General features: G+C 71.4%; 16 protein-coding genes. 8 read left to right on the top strand and 8 right to left on the bottom strand.

The genetic code is table 11. The features are described 5' to 3' along the window. Nucleotides 1-333: 333 nt before the first annotated feature. Nucleotides 334-948, bottom strand: a complete 615-nt coding sequence (locus ACFV0Q_RS23855) for a hypothetical protein (RefSeq protein ID WP_385008357.1) — start codon at nt 946-948, stop codon at nt 334-336. Beyond that, nucleotides 887-1666: an alpha/beta hydrolase gene (locus tag ACFV0Q_RS23850; protein ID WP_385008356.1), complete on the bottom strand. Its 780-nt coding sequence runs from the start codon at nt 1664-1666 to the stop codon at nt 887-889. Before ACFV0Q_RS23850 ends, ACFV0Q_RS23855 begins: the two co-directional genes overlap by 62 nt. A gap of 167 nt (nt 1667-1833) precedes the next feature. Between ACFV0Q_RS23850 and ACFV0Q_RS23845 the strand changes: the two genes are divergently transcribed. Genes ACFV0Q_RS23845 through ACFV0Q_RS23835 form a run of 3 tightly spaced genes read left to right on the top strand, consistent with a single transcriptional unit; the run spans nt 1834 to nt 4505 of the window. Further along, the gene (locus ACFV0Q_RS23845) at nt 1834-2559 is read left to right on the top strand and encodes a lysophospholipid acyltransferase family protein (protein ID WP_385008360.1); all 726 of its coding nucleotides are present in this window, start codon (nt 1834-1836) and stop codon (nt 2557-2559) included. Between the two features lie 48 nt (nt 2560-2607). Continuing rightward, the gene (gene macS, locus ACFV0Q_RS23840) at nt 2608-3819 is read left to right on the top strand and encodes a MacS family sensor histidine kinase (protein ID WP_385008355.1); all 1212 of its coding nucleotides are present in this window, start codon (nt 2608-2610) and stop codon (nt 3817-3819) included. Between the two features lie 41 nt (nt 3820-3860). After that, the gene (locus tag ACFV0Q_RS23835; RefSeq protein ID WP_385008359.1) at nt 3861-4505 is read left to right on the top strand and encodes a response regulator; all 645 of its coding nucleotides are present in this window, start codon (nt 3861-3863) and stop codon (nt 4503-4505) included. A 170-nt stretch (nt 4506-4675) separates the two neighbouring features. On the opposite strand, the gene ACFV0Q_RS23830 is transcribed toward ACFV0Q_RS23835, so the two are convergent. Further along, on the bottom strand, nt 4676-5905 hold the full coding sequence (locus ACFV0Q_RS23830) for an RNA-guided endonuclease InsQ/TnpB family protein (RefSeq protein ID WP_385008354.1): 1230 nt from the start codon (nt 5903-5905) through the stop codon (nt 4676-4678). A gap of 116 nt (nt 5906-6021) precedes the next feature. Between ACFV0Q_RS23830 and ACFV0Q_RS23825 the strand changes: the two genes are divergently transcribed. Then, nucleotides 6022-7050, top strand: a complete 1029-nt coding sequence (locus tag ACFV0Q_RS23825; RefSeq protein ID WP_385008353.1) for a 6-phosphofructokinase — start codon at nt 6022-6024, stop codon at nt 7048-7050. A 96-nt stretch (nt 7051-7146) separates the two neighbouring features. Next, on the top strand, nt 7147-8142 hold the full coding sequence (locus ACFV0Q_RS23820) for a 2-hydroxyacid dehydrogenase (protein ID WP_385008352.1): 996 nt from the start codon (nt 7147-7149) through the stop codon (nt 8140-8142). 42 nt (nt 8143-8184) lie between these two features. On the opposite strand, the gene ACFV0Q_RS23815 is transcribed toward ACFV0Q_RS23820, so the two are convergent. Then, entirely contained in the window at nt 8185-10095 is a 1911-nt protein-coding gene (locus tag ACFV0Q_RS23815; RefSeq protein ID WP_385008351.1) for an anthranilate synthase family protein, read from the bottom strand. Between the two features lie 320 nt (nt 10096-10415). Between ACFV0Q_RS23815 and ACFV0Q_RS23810 the strand changes: the two genes are divergently transcribed. Together ACFV0Q_RS23810 and ACFV0Q_RS23805 are read left to right on the top strand one after the other, a co-directional pair. Continuing rightward, a complete protein-coding gene (locus ACFV0Q_RS23810) occupies nt 10416-11780 on the top strand; it encodes a class II 3-deoxy-7-phosphoheptulonate synthase (protein ID WP_385008350.1) in 1365 nt (454 codons plus the stop codon). Nucleotides 11781-11942: 162 nt separating this feature from the next. Further along, nucleotides 11943-12221: a bacterioferritin-associated ferredoxin gene (locus ACFV0Q_RS23805; protein WP_385008349.1), complete on the top strand. Its 279-nt coding sequence runs from the start codon at nt 11943-11945 to the stop codon at nt 12219-12221. A 26-nt stretch (nt 12222-12247) separates the two neighbouring features. Here the strand turns inward: ACFV0Q_RS23805 and bfr are convergent, their stop codons facing one another. Further along, on the bottom strand, nt 12248-12727 hold the full coding sequence (gene bfr / locus ACFV0Q_RS23800) for a bacterioferritin (protein WP_385008348.1): 480 nt from the start codon (nt 12725-12727) through the stop codon (nt 12248-12250). A 173-nt stretch (nt 12728-12900) separates the two neighbouring features. On the opposite strand from bfr, the gene ACFV0Q_RS23795 reads away from it, so the two are divergent. After that, nucleotides 12901-13533: a sulfite oxidase-like oxidoreductase gene (locus ACFV0Q_RS23795; protein WP_385008347.1), complete on the top strand. Its 633-nt coding sequence runs from the start codon at nt 12901-12903 to the stop codon at nt 13531-13533. Nucleotides 13534-13542: 9 nt separating this feature from the next. Here the strand turns inward: ACFV0Q_RS23795 and ACFV0Q_RS23790 are convergent, their stop codons facing one another. The 3 genes from ACFV0Q_RS23790 to pknB form a co-directional block, all read right to left on the bottom strand. Then, nucleotides 13543-14061: a DUF4396 domain-containing protein gene (locus ACFV0Q_RS23790; protein ID WP_385008346.1), complete on the bottom strand. Its 519-nt coding sequence runs from the start codon at nt 14059-14061 to the stop codon at nt 13543-13545. A gap of 91 nt (nt 14062-14152) precedes the next feature. Beyond that, the gene (locus ACFV0Q_RS23785) at nt 14153-15013 is read right to left on the bottom strand and encodes a deoxyribonuclease IV (RefSeq protein ID WP_385008345.1); all 861 of its coding nucleotides are present in this window, start codon (nt 15011-15013) and stop codon (nt 14153-14155) included. A 5-nt stretch (nt 15014-15018) separates the two neighbouring features. Beyond that, nucleotides 15019-16935 carry a Stk1 family PASTA domain-containing Ser/Thr kinase gene (gene pknB / locus ACFV0Q_RS23780; RefSeq protein WP_385008344.1) on the bottom strand — a complete coding sequence of 639 codons (1917 nt, stop codon included), beginning with the start codon at nt 16933-16935 and terminating at the stop codon, nt 15019-15021. Nucleotides 16936-17167 lie beyond the last annotated feature (232 nt).

Below are 17167 nucleotides of genomic sequence, written 5' to 3'. Positions count from 1 at the left end.
GGATAGCCCGGAGGGCAATTCCAGCCCCGCCGGCGATTGAGGCGCGGGCGCGGTAGCGCCGTGTGGTGAGCCGCGCCCAGGCGCGAACCCTGGTTTTCCAGCCGCGCCGGCGATTGAGGCGGGAACCGGGGGCACCTCCCAGCGGTAGCTGGGGGAGGAAGGGCGGGTAGGGGACCGGCCCCGCGCAGCGGCCCCGCACCCGCAGACGACAACCGGGCCCGGCCACCCGCACCGGCCCCGCCCGGCAGGCCGCCGGACGGAGTCCGGCGCAGCGGCGCGAAGCCCGGGAAGCGCGCCAGCGCTGAGCGGTGCGAGCGGCGCGTCAAAAAGAGGTCACACCACCGCGCCGCGGCCCGGGTCGTCGTCATCGTCGTCGCCGTGCGACATCCGGGCGATCAGGGTGGCGAAGCCGCCCAGGAAGCCGCCGATGCCCAGGGTGGTCAGCCACCACGTCATGTCCCACTGCAACAGCACCGCCAGCAACAGCAGCACCGGCCCGCCCACCACCGCCAGCCACGCGAACTTCGCCGTCGTGTCCGCGGGCGGCAGCTCCGGTTCCGGCGGGACGAAGTGTCCCTCGTCGTCCTTCGGCTCCGCCGGCGTGTGGTCCCGCGGCCCCGGCTCGGGAGTAGGCGCAGCCGTCCCCCCACCCACGCCCGGGGCGAAGGTGATGGAACTCCCCAGAGCCGGAGGCTCCGGTTCCGGCGGAGGCTCCACCGCCGGAGGCACCGGCTTCACGTCCTCCTCCGGCAGCATCAGGTTCTCGATCGGCCGGAACGGCCTCGCCCCCGGCGGGTCCGGCGGCTCCTGCCCGTACCCGGCGACGATCGCGGCCCACGCCGCCTCCTCGTCCAACGGGGGCACACCCCCCGAGGACTCCTCGTGCTCAGCCACCGCTGGCCGCCCCCTCCCTGCCGACGCTCTCCGCGAGCCGCCCGACGAACGCATAGCTGTCCGCGAAGATCCGCTCCGCGTCGTAGTCCAACGTCGCGACGTGGTAGCTCTGTTCCAGGAGGGTCTCGGTGACGTCCGTCGACGACACCCGCGCCAGGATCCGCGCCGAGTCCACCGGCGGAACCACGTGGTCCTGCGGGCTGTGCAGCAGCAGCACCGGCTGCGTCACCTGCGGCAGCTCGGCGTCCACCAGCTGGAAGAACTTCCGCAGGGAGTGCGCGGCCCGGGTCGGGACCCGGTCGTAGCCGACCTCGTCGGAGCCCGGCTTCGCGATGTCGCTGGCGATGCCCGGCGTCGACCGGATGAAGTGCTTGGCCACCGGAAGGGCGACGGCCAGCGGGTCGTGCACCTTGTTGGCCGGGTTGACGAGGACGATCCCGCTGATCGCGTCCCCGTGCTTGGCCGCCAGCCGCAGGGTCAGCGCACCGCCCATGGAGAGCCCGAAGACGAAGACCCGCTCGCACCGGTCCAGCAGTTCCCGCAGCGCGCGGTCGACCTCGGCGTACCAGTCCTGCCAGCCCGTGAGCTGCATGTCCTGCCAGCGCGTGCCGTGTCCGGGCAGCAGCGGCAGGGAGACCGTCAGGTCGCGCTCGGCCAGGTACTCGGCCCAGGGCCGCAGGGACTGCGGGGAACCGGTGAAACCGTGGCAGAGGAGGACGCCGACCTCTCCGCCCTCGTGGCGGAACGGCTCGGCTCCAGGGAGGACGGGCACCAGGGTCTCCTTGGTCATGAGGGGTTGGCGGGCGCGTTGCTCTGTGTGACTTCACCGTACGCGACCGGCGTGACACCGACCAGGGTCGTCGGGCCGCTCCGGGCGGAGCCAGGGGTTAAGGTCTGTTCGACAGACACAGGAAGGCTTTCGAGTTGATCTACGGCGCAATGAAGTTCTCCATCGGCGGGTCCCTGAAGCTCGCGTTCAGGCCGTGGGTGGAGGGCCTCGAGAACATTCCCGCTGAGGGGCCGGCGATCCTCGCGAGCAACCACCTGTCCTTCTCGGACTCCTTCTTCCTCCCGGCCGTACTGGACCGGAAGGTGACCTTCATCGCGAAGGCCGAGTACTTCACCTCCCCGGGGGTCAAGGGCAAGCTGACGGCCGCCTTCTTCAAGGGCGTCGGCCAGCTCCCGGTGGACCGCTCCGGCGCGCGCGGTGCCGGCGAGGCCGCCATCAAGAGCGGCATCGAGGTCATCGAGCGCGGGGAGCTGTTCGGTATCTACCCCGAGGGGACGCGGTCGCCCGACGGCCGCCTCTACCGCGGCAAGCCCGGCGGCCTGGCCCGGGTGGCGCTCGCCACCGGAGCCCCGGTCATCCCGGTCGCGATGATCGACACCGAGAAGATCCAGCCGCCCGGCAAGGTCGTCCCGAAGCTGATGCGCCCGGGCATCCGGATCGGCAAGCCGCTGGACTTCAGCCGCTACCAGGGGATGGAGGGGGACCGCTTCATCCTCCGCTCGGTGACCGACGAGGTCATGTACGAGATCATGAAGCTCTCCGGCCAGGAGTACGTGGACATCTACGCGACGGCCGCCAAGCGGCAGATCTCCGACGCGGAGAAGGCCGCCAAGGCCGCGAAGGCCGAGAAGGCGGACGACAAGAGCGGGGAGTAGGGGAGCAGCGGCACGGGCGGCAGCGCCCGCACGGGGGGGGTGGGGGAGATGGCCAGGCGCGAGCGCGTCGTACGGATGTCGGTCGAGCAGCCGCTGTGGCGGGCCCTGACGGCCTACCGCCTGCTCACCATGGTCTACGCGGTGCTGCTGTTCGCCTCCGCGTACAAGAAGTTCGACCAGCCCTGGACCGCGGCCGGCTACCTCGCCGCCCTCGCCGTCTGGACGCTGGCGACCTGGCGCAAGGTGGCCGGCGCCGCGGCCTGCACACCCCGGTTCCTCGTCGCCGACCTCACCGTCGCGCTCGCAGGGATCCTGCTCACCCCGCTCGCCGACACCCACGAGCGGATCGCGGCGGGCGGCCCCACCCTCCCCAGCATCTGGACCGCCGGCGCGGTCCTCGCCTTCGCCCTCAAGGGCGGCTGGCGCTGGGCCGGTGTCGCCTCGACCTTCGTGGCCGTCGCCAACATCGTCATCCACGGCGGCGACCCCACCCGCGACACCCTGCACAACGTCCTGCTGGTCTGGGTCGCCTCGATAGCCCTCGGCTACGTCATCGAGGTCGCCCGGGCCAGTGAGGCGACGCTCGCCCGCGCCCTGGAGATCGAGGCCGCCACCCGCGAGCGCGAACGCCTCGCCCGCGACATCCACGACGGGGTCCTCCAGGTCCTCGCCATGGTCCAGCGGCGCGGCACCGAGCTGGGCGGCGAGGCCGCCGACCTCGGCCGGATGGCCGGCGAGCAGGAAGTCGCGCTGCGCACGCTGGTCTCCAGCGGGATCGCGCACCCCTCGCGGGTCTCGCGCGACGAATCGCTGGGCGCGCTGGTGGACACGTACGAGGTCGAGGAGCCCGGCGCCGACGACGGCGAGCTGGACCTGCGCTCCCTCCTCGCCCCGCACGCCGGCTCCCGGGTCAGCTTCGCCGAGCCCGGCGCCCCGGTGCCGCTGCCCGTGCCCGCCGCCCGCGAGCTGGCCGCGGCGGTCGCCGCCGCCCTCGACAACGTGCGCAAGCACGCGGGGGAGGGGGCGAGGGCCTGGATCCTGGTCGAGGACTGGGGCGACGAGGTCATCGTGACCGTACGGGACGACGGCCCGGGCATCCCGGCCGGACGGCTCGACCAGGCGGCGGGCGAGGGGCGGATGGGCGTCGCCCTGTCCATCCGGGGCCGGCTGCGCGACCTCGGCGGCAGCGCCGAGCTGGTGTCCGTCCCCGGACAGGGCACCGAAGTGGAACTGAAAGTACCGAGGGGGAGAACCCAGTGACCGACCCGAACGACCCGAACGAGCTCCACGCGATCAAGGTGATGGTCGTCGACGACCATCCGATGTGGCGGGACGCGGTCGCCCGCGACCTGGCCGCCGCCGGGTTCGACGTCGTGGCCACCGCCGGGGACGGTCCCGAAGCCGTACGCCGGGCCCGCGCCGCGGCGCCGGGGGTACTGGTCCTCGACCTCAACCTGCCCGGCATGCCCGGCGTACAGGTCTGCAAGGAGCTCGTCGGCGCCGATCCCGCGCTGCGCGTGCTCGTCCTGTCGGCCAGCGGGGAGCACGCGGACGTCCTGGAAGCGGTCAAGTCCGGGGCGACCGGCTACCTGCTGAAGTCCGCCGGAGCCCAGGAGCTGATCGACGCGGTGCGCCGCACGGCGGCCGGCGACCCGGTGTTCACCCCGGGCCTGGCCGGCCTTGTCCTCGGCGAGTACCGCCGCCTGGCCACCGACCCGGCACCCGCCGCCGCCGACGAGCCGAAGGCCCCGCAGCTCACCGACCGCGAGACCGAGGTCCTGCGCCTGGTGGCCAAGGGGCTCTCGTACAAGCAGATCGCGGAGCGCCTGGTCATCTCCCACCGCACGGTCCAGAACCACGTACAGAACACCCTGGGCAAACTCCAGCTGCACAACCGCGTGGAACTCGTCCGCTACGCGATAGAACGCGGCCTCGACGACGCGTAACCGGAGGTGTCGGTCGCGGGGCCGGTCGTACGTACTACTTACGTCTTCGTACGAGTGAACGCGTGGACGCAACGCCCCGTGATTCCACCGGAATTGACCCCTCCAGGGCCCTTGTTGTGACCTGAGTCACCACTAGTGTGGCGGTCATGGCGAAGGGAGATTCCTTGACATCATCCCCTCCCTCGAAGGGAGGGGGTTCCCGTCCTCGCGGGCGGGGGTTCCTGCTTCACGGCGGACCGCCCTGGCCGGGAGGCGTACTCCCGCCGAGGTCTGACGCCCGCTCCACAGGCAGCGACCGCCAGCCCGGCGGCCAGGAGATTCACCGCTGCGTTGGCGTCCCGGTCGTGGGTCGTTCCGCAGTTCTCGCACGTCCACTCGCGGACGTCCAAGGGCAGCGCGTCGGCGACGGCCCCGCAGGCCGAGCACAGCTTGGTGCTGGGGAACCACCGGTCCACGGTGATCAGCCGGCGCCCGTACCAGGCCGCCTTGTACTCCAGCATCCGCCTCAGCTCACGCCAGCCCGCATCCGAGATGGATCGGGCGAGCTTGTGGTTCCTCAGCATGTTCTTGACCGTGAGGTCCTCGATCACGAGCGTTTGGTTTTCGCGCACGAGTCGAGTCGTCAGCTGGTGCAGATGGTCGTGGCGCCGGTCGGCGGTCCGCGCGTGAATCCTGGCCACCCGGGCCCGGGCTTTCGCCCGGTTCCTGCTGCCCTTCTTCGTTCGCGACAGCGCCCGCTGTGCGCGGGCCAGCCGGCTCCGGTCCCGGCGCTCATGTCCGGGGTTGGCGACTTTCTCCCCGGTGGACAGGGTGACCAGGGACGTCAGCCCGGCATCGATCCCGACAGCGTCCGTCGTCACGGGGGCGGTGGCGGGCGTGTCCTCGCACAGCAGGGATACGAACCAGCGCCCGGCGCGGTCGCGGGACACCGTGACGGTGGATGGCGCCACCCCCTCCGGCAAGGGGCGGGACCACACCATGCCCAACGGCTCCGCCATCTTCGCCAGGGTCAGTCGGCCCTCCGCGTAACGGAACCCGCTGCGCGTGTACTCGGCCGACGCACGCGCCTTCCGTTTCGCCTTGAATCGGGGGTACTTGGCTCGCCTCCCCCAGAAGCCGACGAACGCCGCCTGCAAATGGCGCAGCGCCTGTTGGAGCGGAACCGAGGACACCTCTGTGAGGTAGGCGAGCTCCTCGGTCTTCTTCCACGCCGTGAGCATCTCCGATGTCTGGGCATAGCTCACCCGATTTCGGCTTGCCCTCCATGCGTCGGTACGTGCGGCGAGGGCCAGGTTGTAGACCTTCCGCACGCAGCCGAACGTCCGCGACAGCTCTGCTGCCTGCGCGTCGGTCGGATGGAAGCGGTACTTGAACGCCCGCTTCACAGGAGCAGTCCCCACGCCTCTGGACGGTAGGGGCGGCCGCGATTCGAAGACAAGCCCTGGTCGCAGCATCACGCAGCGGTGTTTCGCCGGTGCCGTGCTCCTACCGGGGCCTTCCAGACAAGGAGATTGAGATGAAGGTCGGAGTGCTCACGGGTGGCGGCGACTGCCCCGGGCTCAATGCGGTGATCCGGGCCGTCGTGCGCAAGGGCGTGCAGGAGTACGGGTACGGGTTCGTCGGGTTCAAGGACGGGTGGCGGGGGCCGGTCGAGGGGGACACCGTTCCGCTCGGCATTCCCGCCGTCCGCGGGATCCTGCCCCGGGGCGGCACCATCCTCGGCTCCTCGCGCACGAACCCGTTCAAGACGGAGAACGGCGTCCGCTCCATCAAGGAGAACCTCGCGAAGTTCGAGGTCGACGCGCTCATCGCGATCGGCGGCGAGGACACCCTGGGCGTGGCCGCCCGGCTGTACGAGGAGTACGGCATCCCGTGCGTGGGCGTGCCGAAGACCATCGACAACGACCTGTCGGCCACCGACTACACCTTCGGCTTCGACACGGCCGTCGGCATCGCGACCGAGGCCATCGACCGGCTGCACACCACCGCCGAGTCCCACATGCGGGTGCTGGTCGTCGAGGTCATGGGGCGGCACGCCGGCTGGATCGCCCTGCACTCGGGGCTCGCGGGCGGGGCGAACGTCATCCTCATCCCCGAGCAGCGCTTCGACATGGACAAGGTCTGCGCCTGGGTGACCTCCCGGTTCAAGGCGAGCTACGCGCCCATCGTGGTCGTCGCGGAGGGAGCGATGCCGACCGACGGGGAGCTGGTGCTCAAGGACGCCACCACCGACTCCTTCGGGCACGTCCGGCTCTCGGGCGTCGGCGAATGGCTGGCCAAGGAGATCGAGGCGCGGACCGGCAAGGAAGCCCGTACGACCGTCCTCGGGCACATCCAGCGCGGCGGCACCCCGAGCGCCTTCGACCGCTGGCTGGCCACCCGCTTCGGGCTGCACGCGATCGACGCGGTGCGCGACGGGGACTTCGGCAAGATGGTCGCGCTGAAGGGGACGGACATCGTCCGCGTACCGATCGCGGAGGCCACCTCGAAGCTGAAGACGGTGGATCCCGCGCTGTACGAAGAGGTCGGGGTCTTCTTCGGCTGAGGCCGATGGGTCGATGGGTCGATGGGTTGATGGGCGTCGCCGAACCGTGGGTCGTATCGTGACGAACGACCCATGGTTCGACGTACGGGAGCACGCGTGGAGATCCTGGCCTTCGGAGTGACCGCCGACGAGAAGCCGCTCCTGGAGCGGGCCTTCGAGGGACAGCACGAGGTCCGCTGCCTCGACGTCTTCCTCAGCGAGGACACGGCGCCCATCGCGGCGGGCTACGAGATCGTCTCCTCCAGCGTCAACGCCGACCTGGGCGTCCGGGTGCTGCACACCCTGGCGGACGGCGGGACGAAGATGATCGCCCAGCGGTCCACCGGCTTCAACAACATCGACCTGGGCGTGGCCCGGCGGCTGGGCATGACCGTCAGCCGGGTCTCCTCCTACTCCCCCTACTCGGTCGCCGAGTTCGCCTGGACGCTGGCGATGGCCGTGAACCGGCGGATCGTGCGGGCCTCGAACCGCACCCGCGACTTCGACTTCCGGCTGAACGGCCTGATGGGCCGGGACCTGCGCGGACGCACGGCGGGCGTGATCGGCACCGGGAAGATCGGCGAGGCCTTCACCCGGATCGCGCACGGCTTCGGGATGAACCTGCTGGGCTGGGACGTCGTGCAGAACCCGGCCTGCCTGGAGCTGGGCATGAAGTACGTGGACAAGGACGTGCTGCTCGCCGAGGCCGACCTCGTCAGCCTGCACGTACCGCTGCTGGAGTCCACGCACCACATCATCGACGCCGCCGCCCTGAAGGCGATGCGGGACGACGCGATCCTGGTGAACTCCAGCCGCGGCGGCCTGATCGACACGGACGCGCTGGTCACGGAGCTGCGGGCGGGCCGGTTCGCCGGGGTGGGCCTGGACGTGTACGAGGCGGAGGCCGGGGTCTTCTTCCTGGACAAGTCCCTGGAGGCCGTCGAGGACGACACCCTGGCGCGGCTGGTCACCTTCCCGCACGTGGTGGTGACCTCCCACCAGGCGTACTACACGAGCGACGCGGTCGGCCAGATCATCGACACCACCGTCGCCAACGTGGCCGACTACCTGGCCGGCCGCCGCTCCGAGAACACGCTCGTACCCGACGCGTGACCCCCTGCCGGGGGCTCCGCGGAGCCCCCGGCGGCGGCGCCGTCAGGTCTGGGCCGGGGTGCGGACCGCGGTGAGGAGCGTGCGTACGAGGTCCACGCCGCGGAGGGTCAGCACCGACTCCGGGTGGAACTGGACGCCCGCGAAGCCCGCCGCCGAGCGCAGCGCGTGGACCTCGCCCGTCGCCGGGTCGCGGGAGACCTCGACGCCCCGCGCCGCCAGCCGCAGGGCCAGCTCGTCGGAGCAGTGCGCGGTGTACGTGTTGTAGAACCCGACCACCTCCTCGGCCCCGAACAGGCCGATCCGCGTCTGGGCCCCCTGCGCCGGCTCCGCCTTGCGGATCAGCGGCAGCCCCAGCTCGGCGGCGAGCAGCTCGTGGCCCAGGCAGACGCCCAGGATCCCGCCCCGGTGGCCGGCCAGCAGGTCCCGGGCCAGGGCGCGCAGCGTCCGCATCTTCGGGTCGCCGGAGTCCGCCGGGTTGCCGGGGCCCGGGCCGAGGACGACCGGGCCGTCCCAGGCCAGGGCCGCCGCGCGCAGCCCGGGGTCGTCGTAGCGGCGTACGGTCACCTCCAGGCCGGTCACCCGCAGCACGTGGGCCAGCATCGCGGTGAAGGTGTCCTCCCCGTCGACCACCAGCGCGTGGCCGGTCGGCGTCGCGGGCTGCTCCTGCATCCGCAGCCAGAACGGCGCCAGGTCGTGCCGCCGGGCGGCGAGGGCGGCCTGGACCCGGGGGTCGTCGGCCAGCCGGGCCCCTTCGGAGGCGGGGCGGGGCGCGGCCTCCCGTACGCCCAGCGCCGCCAGCACCCCGGCGGCCTTGGCGTGGGTCTCGGCGACCTCGCCGAGCGGGTCGGAGTGGCGGACCAGGGTGGCGCCGACCGGCACCCGCAGGGTTCCGTCGGCCGCGATGTCGGCGGTGCGGATCAGGATGGGGGAGTCCAGGGTCTGGCCGCCGGCGGGGTCCAGGCCGAGGAGGGCCAGCGCGCCGGCATAGTAGCCGCGGCCGCCGCTCTCGTAGCGTTCGATCACCCGGCAGGCGTTCTGCACGGGCGAGCCCGTCACGGTGGCCGCGAACATGGTCTCCCGCAGCACCTCGCGGACGTCCAGCGAGGAGCGTCCGCGCAGCTCGTACTCGGTGTGCGCGAGGTGGGACATCTCCTTGAGCCGGGGCCCGACGACGGCCCCGCCCATGTCGCCGACGGTGCACATCATCTTGAGTTCCTCGTCGACCACCATCGACAGCTCCTCCGTCTCCTTGCGGTCGCCGAGGAAGGCGAGGAGCGATTCGGCGGTGGGGCCCCCGGCGGGATGGCGGTACGTGCCGCTGATCGGGTTCATCACGACCGTCCGCCCGGACATCCGTACGTGGACCTCCGGGCTGGCCCCGACCAGGGTCCGCTCCCCGGTGTGCACGACGTACGTCCAGTACGCGCCCCGCTCGCCCTCCAGCAGCCGCCGGAACAGGGCGAGGGCGTCGGCCCGGCCGAAGCCGTCGATGCGGCCCCCGTAGGTCCGCCGGATCACGAAGTTCGCGCCCTCGCCGCGGCCGATCTCGTCGCGGATCACGCGCTCGACGGTGGCCGCGTACTCCTCGTCGCCGACGTCGAAGCCGCCGTCCCGGACCCGGACCGGGTGGGCGGGGAGTGCGGCCAGCGCCTCGGCGAGCGGGATCTCGTACGCCTCCTCGGCGGCCAGCACGCTGAGCGGGGTGCCGTCGTCGCGGACGTCGAAGCCGCGCTCGCGGATCTGCCGGAACGGCACGAGGGCGAGGGTGGGCAGCTCCCGCACCGGCAGGTCGGCCAGCCGCGCCGCCTCGTGCACCGGCCCGATGAGCACCTCGACGGTGTCGTGGTCGCGGCCCGGGGTGCGGCGGCGGAGCAGGGCGAAGGGCGGGCAGGAGTCGTCGAGGAGACGGCTCGGGTCGAACGGGCCATCCTGGAACTGAGGGGCCTGGGACATGGTGTGGGCGTCCTTCCTGGTCGGAGGGAGGGACGGTCCCGTCGCGCGAACGCGGAAGGCCGCCCCTCGGGGCGGCCTTCGCGTCGCTCGTGTCAGTGGGTACGCACGAGAGGTGGGCCGCCGGGAGCGGGCCACCACCAGTTCTGGTTGGAGTGTGCGTACATGCGAGGCACCCTAGCCCAAGCGGACGTGATCTCGCTGCATCCGTTCTATACCGACATGTGAACCATGGATTCCGTTCCATTCCGGGCCCCGAACCTTCGAGCGACACCGTCTCACCAGGTGGGCGCCGGGCCGGACGGGACGTGTGACGCCGTAATGTGTACGAGGTGACCGTGAACGCTGAAACCCAAGCCCCCGCCCATCAGGCGACCTGGCGAGACCTTCCCGCGGCGCAGCAGCCTTCGTACCCCGATGCCGAGGCACTGCGCGCTGTCGTCGCGGACCTCGAGTCGTATCCTCCCCTCGTTTTCGCGGGTGAGTGCGATCAGCTGCGCGCCCGTCTGGGAGCCGTCGCCAAGGGCGAGGCGTTCCTGCTCCAGGGTGGCGACTGCGCCGAGGCCTTCGACGCCGTGTCCGCCGACCACATCCGCGCCAAGCTGAAGACGCTGCTCCAGATGAGTGCCGTCCTGACGTACGCGGCCTCCGTGCCCGTCGTGAAGGTCGGGCGCATCGCCGGCCAGTACTCGAAGCCGCGCTCCAAGGACACCGAGACCCGCGACGGCGTCACCCTGCCGACCTACCGCGGTGACTCCGTCAACGGCTTCGCCTTCACCGAAGAGGCCCGGATCCCGGACCCCGAGCGGCTCAAGCGCATGTACCACGCGTCGGCCTCGACGCTGAACCTGGTGCGCGCCTTCACCACCGGTGGTTACGCCGACCTGCGCCAGGTGCACGCCTGGAACCAGGACTTCGTGAAGTCCTCCCCGTCCGGGCAGCGCTACGAGCAGCTCGCGCGGGAGATCGACAACGCGCTGAACTTCATGAAGGCCTGTGGCACCGACCCGGCGGAGTTCAAGGCCGTCGAGTTCTACTCCTCGCACGAGGCGCTGCTCCTCGACTACGAGGGCGCCCTCACGCGTACGGACTCGCGTACCGGCAAGCTGTACGACACCTCCGGCCACATGGTCTGGGTCGGTGAGCGCACCCGCCAGCTGGACCACGCGCACATCGAGTTCTGCTCGCAGATCGCCAACCCGCTCGGCATCAAGCTCGGCCCGACCACCACGGTGGACGAGGCGCTGACGTACATCGACCGCCTGGACCCCGAGCGCGAGCCGGGCCGGCTGACCTTCGTCGTCCGCATGGGCGCCGACAAGGTCCGCGACAAGCTCCCCGAGCTGGTCGAGAAGGTCACCGCGTCCGGTGCGACCGTCGCCTGGGTCACCGACCCGATGCACGGCAACACCTTCGAGGCGGCCTCCGGCCACAAGACGCGCCGTTTCGACGACGTGCTCGACGAGGTCAAGGGCTTCTTCGAGGTCCACAAGGCGCTGGGCACCCACCCGGGCGGCATCCACGTCGAGCTCACCGGTGACGACGTCACCGAGTGCGTGGGCGGCGGCGACGAGATCTTCGTCGACGACCTGCACCAGCGCTACGAGACGGCCTGCGACCCGCGGCTCAACCGCAGCCAGTCCCTGGACCTGGCGTTCCTGGTCGCCGAGATGTACCGCGACCAGTAGGGACCGCGATCAGTAGGTGGCTTCCTACGACGATGGGGCACGGATCGATGTGATCCGCGCCCCATCGGCGTATCCGGGTCTTTTAGGTGACCCTAACTTTGGGTACGGTTAGGTAAGCCTCACCGACATCGGGAGGGCCCGTCGAACCGTTCCGCCTGGGAGGTGAACCGCGTGTACGTCTGCTCTTGCTTCGGGATCACCGACAAGCAGGTCAAGGACCACGCGGCTGCCGGGGCCTGCACCCCCCGCCAGATCGCCTCGGTGACCAAGGCCGGAACCGACTGCGGCTCCTGCGTGCGCACCATCCAGGGCCTCCTCGGCCGCGGGGCCTGCCCGCGCCGGGAACTGCTGGAGAAGGGCGACGGGGCGGCGGTGCTGGCGGCCGACACCCGGCTCGTGTCCGCGGCCGAGCCCGAGCCCGCGCTGGCCGAAGCGGCCTAGCCCCGGCCCCGGCGTCAGTCCCGGTCCTAGCTCTCCGGCTGCTCGATCAGCTGCGCGATGTAGAGCGGCTCGCCGATGCTCTCGATCAGTTCGAGCTGGGTGTCGAGGTAGTCGATGTGGTGCTCCTCGTCCTCCAGGATCTCCTCGAACAGCCGCGCCGAGGTGACGTCGCCCTTGCCGCGCATGACCTCGATGCCGCGCCTGAGGCGGTCGATGGCCTCGACCTCGACCTGCCGGTCCGCCTGGAACATCTCCGTCAGGGTCTGGCCGACGCGTACGTGGAAGAGGCGCTGGTAGTTCGGCAGGCCGTCGAGCATCAGGATGCGCTCGGTGATCTTGTCCGCGTGCTTCATCTCGTCGATGGACTCGGCACGGGTGTAGTTGGCGAGCTTCGTCCAACCCTTGTTGTCCTGGATGCGGTAGTGCAGCCAGTACTGGTTGATGGCCGTGAGCTCGCCGGTCAGCTGCTCGTTGAGAAACTCAAGGACCTCGGGGTCGCCCTGCATCGCAGAGGCTCCTTCCAAGCAATGTCAGCTAGGTGACTGGGCAGGTGCGCGCATCTTTGCACCGCCGCCGGAGGCCGTCCAGTAAGTGCCTCCTTAGTGGGAGTTGCCACGACTTGCCCCCCTGGGGCCGTACCTGGTCGTGACCACCCCGCCACGCATGTCACCATGGAGACATGGGTCAGCCGGAAAGCCGGGAATCTCCGGGAGCAGAGCAGTTCGAGCTCCCTCCCGGGCAGCGGCTACAGAGGGGCTGGCCCGTCACCCACTACGGTCCCGTGCCCAAGTTCAAGCCGGAGCGCTGGGAGTTCCGGGTCTTCGGCGCCACGGCCGACGGTGAGAAGCACTGCTGGAACCACGAGGAGTTCGCGGCCCTTCCGTTCGACTCCGTCGTCGCCGACCTGCACTGCGTCACCAAGTTCAGCATGCTGGGCGCCGAATGGGGCGGGGTGCTGGCGCGTACCCTCCTGGAGCTCGCACCGCCCGCCCCGCAGGTCACGCATGTGATGGTGTGGGCCGAGTACGGCTTCAGCTCCAACATGAGACTGGCCGATTTCGCCTCCGAGGGAACCGTCTTCGCCACCCACATGGGCGGCGAACTGCTGACGGCCGAGCACGGGTTCCCGCTGCGGCTCGTGGTCCCGCACCTCTACGCCTGGAAGGGCCCCAAGTGGGTCCGGGGCATCGAGTACATGACCGCCGACCGGCGGGGCTTCTGGGAGGAGCGGGGTTACCACAACATCGGCGACCCCTGGCGCGAGCAGCGCTACTCGTACCAGGAGGAACCGGGCGACGGACCCGAGCTCTAGTCCCGGGCGCTAGTGGTACTGGTGGACGACCGCGTGACCCTTGCCGCGGCCGATCAGCCACTTGTTGACCGGGGTGGTCACGACGAAGGCCAGCGCCAGTGAGAGCGCGAGCGCCGTCCAGAACAGCCCGTCCGAGAGGTGGGCGTCCATCGCTCCGGGCCACACGGCGATGACCCCGTTGTCGATCAGCTCCATGACGGCGATCGACACCGTGTCCGCGGCCAGCGCCACCCGGACGGCCGTACGGAGGTCCACGCCGGCGGCGAGGATCCCGCGCAGGGTGAACGCGTAGCCGAAGAGGAACGCGAGGACGATCGCGAGGATCATCGTCGGGAGGTTCCCCCAGCCCAGGGCGGTGCCGACGACCATGCCGAGCACCTCGCCGACGGCGCATCCGGTGAGGCAGTGCAGGGTGGCCCGCGCCGCCGTGCCCCAATCGGCCGGGCCCGGTGCGTGGTGCCCCTCGTGCCCGTGGCCGTGCGACTGCTCGTGCGGGTGTTCGTGGTGGTGGGCGTGCCCCTGATCCATGACGACCCCCTGAGGGAAAGCCGGGTGTACGGTCCTGCCGACAGACAGAACCGTATACCCCCCTGGGGTATTCCCTCAAGGGTTCCCGGGCTCAGTGGCCGCCGCGCAGCTCCTTCAGCAGCGCCACGTCCGCCGCGTGCCCTTCCTTGCCGCCGGGCGTCTCGATGATCAGCGGCACGCCCTCCGTCTCGGGGTGCGTGCACAGCTCCGCGAAGGCCTCGCGGCCGATGTGGCCCTGGCCGATGTTGGCGTGGCGGTCCTTGTGGGCGCCGACGCCCTCCTTGGAGTCGTTGGCGTGGATCAGCTTCAGCCGGCCCGCGCCCACCGTGTCCACGAGCAGGTCCAGCATCCGCTTGGTGCCGCCCGGCTCGGCCAGATCGTGGCCCGCCGCGAAGATGTGGCAGGTGTCCAGGCAGATGCCCAGCTTCGAGTGGTGGTCCAGGGCGTCGAAGTACGGCCCGAAGTCCTCGGCCAGCGAGCACAGCGAGGAACCCTGACCGGCCGTGGACTCCAGCAGCAGGAACGGGTCGTCCTCGTGGGTCAGCTCGTCGAGCAGCGGCAGCATGTGCTCCCTGACCTGCGCGTACGCCGCCTCGCGCGGCCTGCCCCCGGTCGCCGAGCCGGTGTGCACGACCACGCCGAGCGCGCCGATCTCCCGGCCCCGGCGCAGCGAGTGGCGCAGGGACTCCACCGACTTCTCCACGGTCGCCTCGGTGTGGGAGCCGAAGTTGATCAGATACGGGGCGTGCACGTACACCGGGAGGGACTCCTCGGCGCAGCGCGCCCGGAACAGCTCGTCCTGCACCGGATTGCCGGTCGGGGTGGCCCAGCCGCGCGGATTGGCGACGAAGACCTGGAGGGCCTCCGCGCCCATCTCACGGGCATACGGGAGACCGACGGAGGCGAGGCCGCCGGCGACGGGCACGTGCCCGCCCACGGGATTGCGCTTCACGGCCGTCACAGTCCCTTGGTCCGCAGGGTGATGGTGCTGCCCTCGGGGGCGCTCTGCCCGGCCGGCACCGACTGGGTGTCCACCGTGTTGCTGAAGGAGAGGAAGGGCCGGTCCACCTTGACCTTGAAGCCCAGGGCCTCCAGCGTCTTGCGGGCCGGGTCCACGTCCTGGTTGGTCACGTCCGGCACCGGGATCTGGCGCGGCCCCTTCGACACGGTCAGCGTGACGGTGTCACCGGCCGCCGCCTGGGCGCCCGCCGCGACCGACTGGCCGGCCACCGTACCGGCGGCGGAGGCGGAGTTGACCTGCTCGGGAGCCGTCGCCGCCTTCAGGCCGACGGCCTCCAGCGCGGCGCGCGCCTGGTCGACGGGCTTGCCGGTGACGGGCGGGACGGGCACCGGGCGGCCCTTGCTGACGACCAGCGCGATCGCGGTGTCGGGGGCCCGCTTCTGGCCGCCCGCCGGCTGGCTCTCGATCACCGAGCCCTGGGCGACGTCCTGGCTGAAGGCCTGCGTGACGACGCCGGGCGCCAGGCCCGTCTTCGTCAGCTCGGCCTTGGCCTCCTCCAGCGGCCTGCCCTTCAGGTCGGGGACGCTGATCACCTCGGGGCCGCGGGACACGGTGAGGACGACCGCCCCGTTGCCGCGGATCCGCTTGCCGCCCTCGGGGTCGGTGTTCATCACCGTCCCGCGGTCGAAGGCGTCGCTGAACTTCCGGTCCACCCGCTTCACGCCGAGCCCGGCGGCGGACAGCTGGGACCTGGCCTGCTCCTCCGTCTTGCCGAGGAGGTTGGGGACCTTGGTGAACTGGCCGGAGTTGATGTACCAGACGCCCGCGCCGAGCCCGAGCGCGAGCAGGATCCCGGCGACGACCAGCACTATGCCGCGGCGCGGGCGGGGCACCGCCCGGCGGCGGTCCGGGGCCGCCGGCGGCGGGGTGGCGGGCATCGACAGGCGGGAGGTGTGCTGCACCGGCTGCTGCGCCGCGCCCACCGGGCGGGGGATCACGCCGGTGCGGTCCTCGCTGGAGGCCCGCTCCTCGGCCCGCGCCTGCGGCGGTACCGAGTCCAGCTCGGCGTCGCTGAGCCGCGCGCGGGCCTCGCGGGCCAGCCCGAGCAGGGCCGCGGCATCGGCGGGGCGCTGCTCGGGGGCGCGGGCGGTGGCGTGCGCGACCAGGGCGTCGAGGACGTCGGGCAGTCCGGGGACGGCGGCCGACGGGGGCGGGACGTCCTCGTTGAGGTGCTGGTAGAGCACCTGGGCGGGGGTCCCGCCGGTGTGCGGCTTGGAGCCGGTGAGCATCTCGTACAGGACGACGCCGCAGGCGTAGACGTCCACGCGGGTGTCGGTGACGCCGTTCTCGATCTGCTCGGGCGCGAGGTAGGAGACGGTGCCGAGGATGGAGCCGGTGGTGTTCGTCGCCTGGTCCACGGAGCGGACCAGGCCGAAGTCGGCCACCTTGACGCGGCCGTCGTCGCCGATCAGGACGTTCTCGGGCTTCATGTCCCGGTGGACGAACCCGGCGCGGTGGGCGGCGCCGAGGGCCGCGAGCACCGGCTCGAAGATGTCGAGGGCGGCCCGGGGCTGGAGCGCGCCGCGCTCGCGCAGCAGGTCGCGCAGGGTGCAGCCGGAGACGTACTCCATGGCGAGGTACGTGTACGGGCCGTCCGTGCCCTGGTCGAAGACCGCGACCACGTTGGGGTGGGCGAGGCGGGCCACGGACTTCGCCTCGCGGATGAAGCGGTCCACGAAGGCGGCGTCGGCGGCGAGCGCCGGGTGCATCACCTTCAGGGCGAGTACGCGGTCCAGGCGGGTGTCGACGGTCCGGTAGACCGTGGCCATGCCGCCGGCCGCGATGCGGGCGTCGACGCGGTAGCGGCCGTCGAGCACGCGCCCGACGAGAGGGTCATCCAGGGTCGTATCCACCCGCCGATTCTACGAGGCGGTGCGTTTGAGCCGCCCGGGGCGTCCACGCTTGCAGCGCAGCCGTGACATGGGCGGGGGGTGTGGGGCATACGGAGCCTGCGGCGCGGGCCCGTCATCTCCCCCTCGAGGGGTGGCGCCCGGGCGGCGCCTGCCGACCCGCCCCCTTGCCTGCGGGCCGGTGGGGTGGGAGAGCGGTGTCCCCTTGGGCGGTCTCAGAGTCGGTTTGGGGCTT

The organism is Streptomyces sp. NPDC059564 (genome assembly GCF_042735575.1).
In the GTDB taxonomy this organism is placed as follows: domain Bacteria; phylum Actinomycetota; class Actinomycetes; order Streptomycetales; family Streptomycetaceae; genus Streptomyces.
The sequence above is the reverse complement of the archived record's forward strand: the minus strand, read 5'-3'. Positions and strand labels throughout refer to the sequence as shown.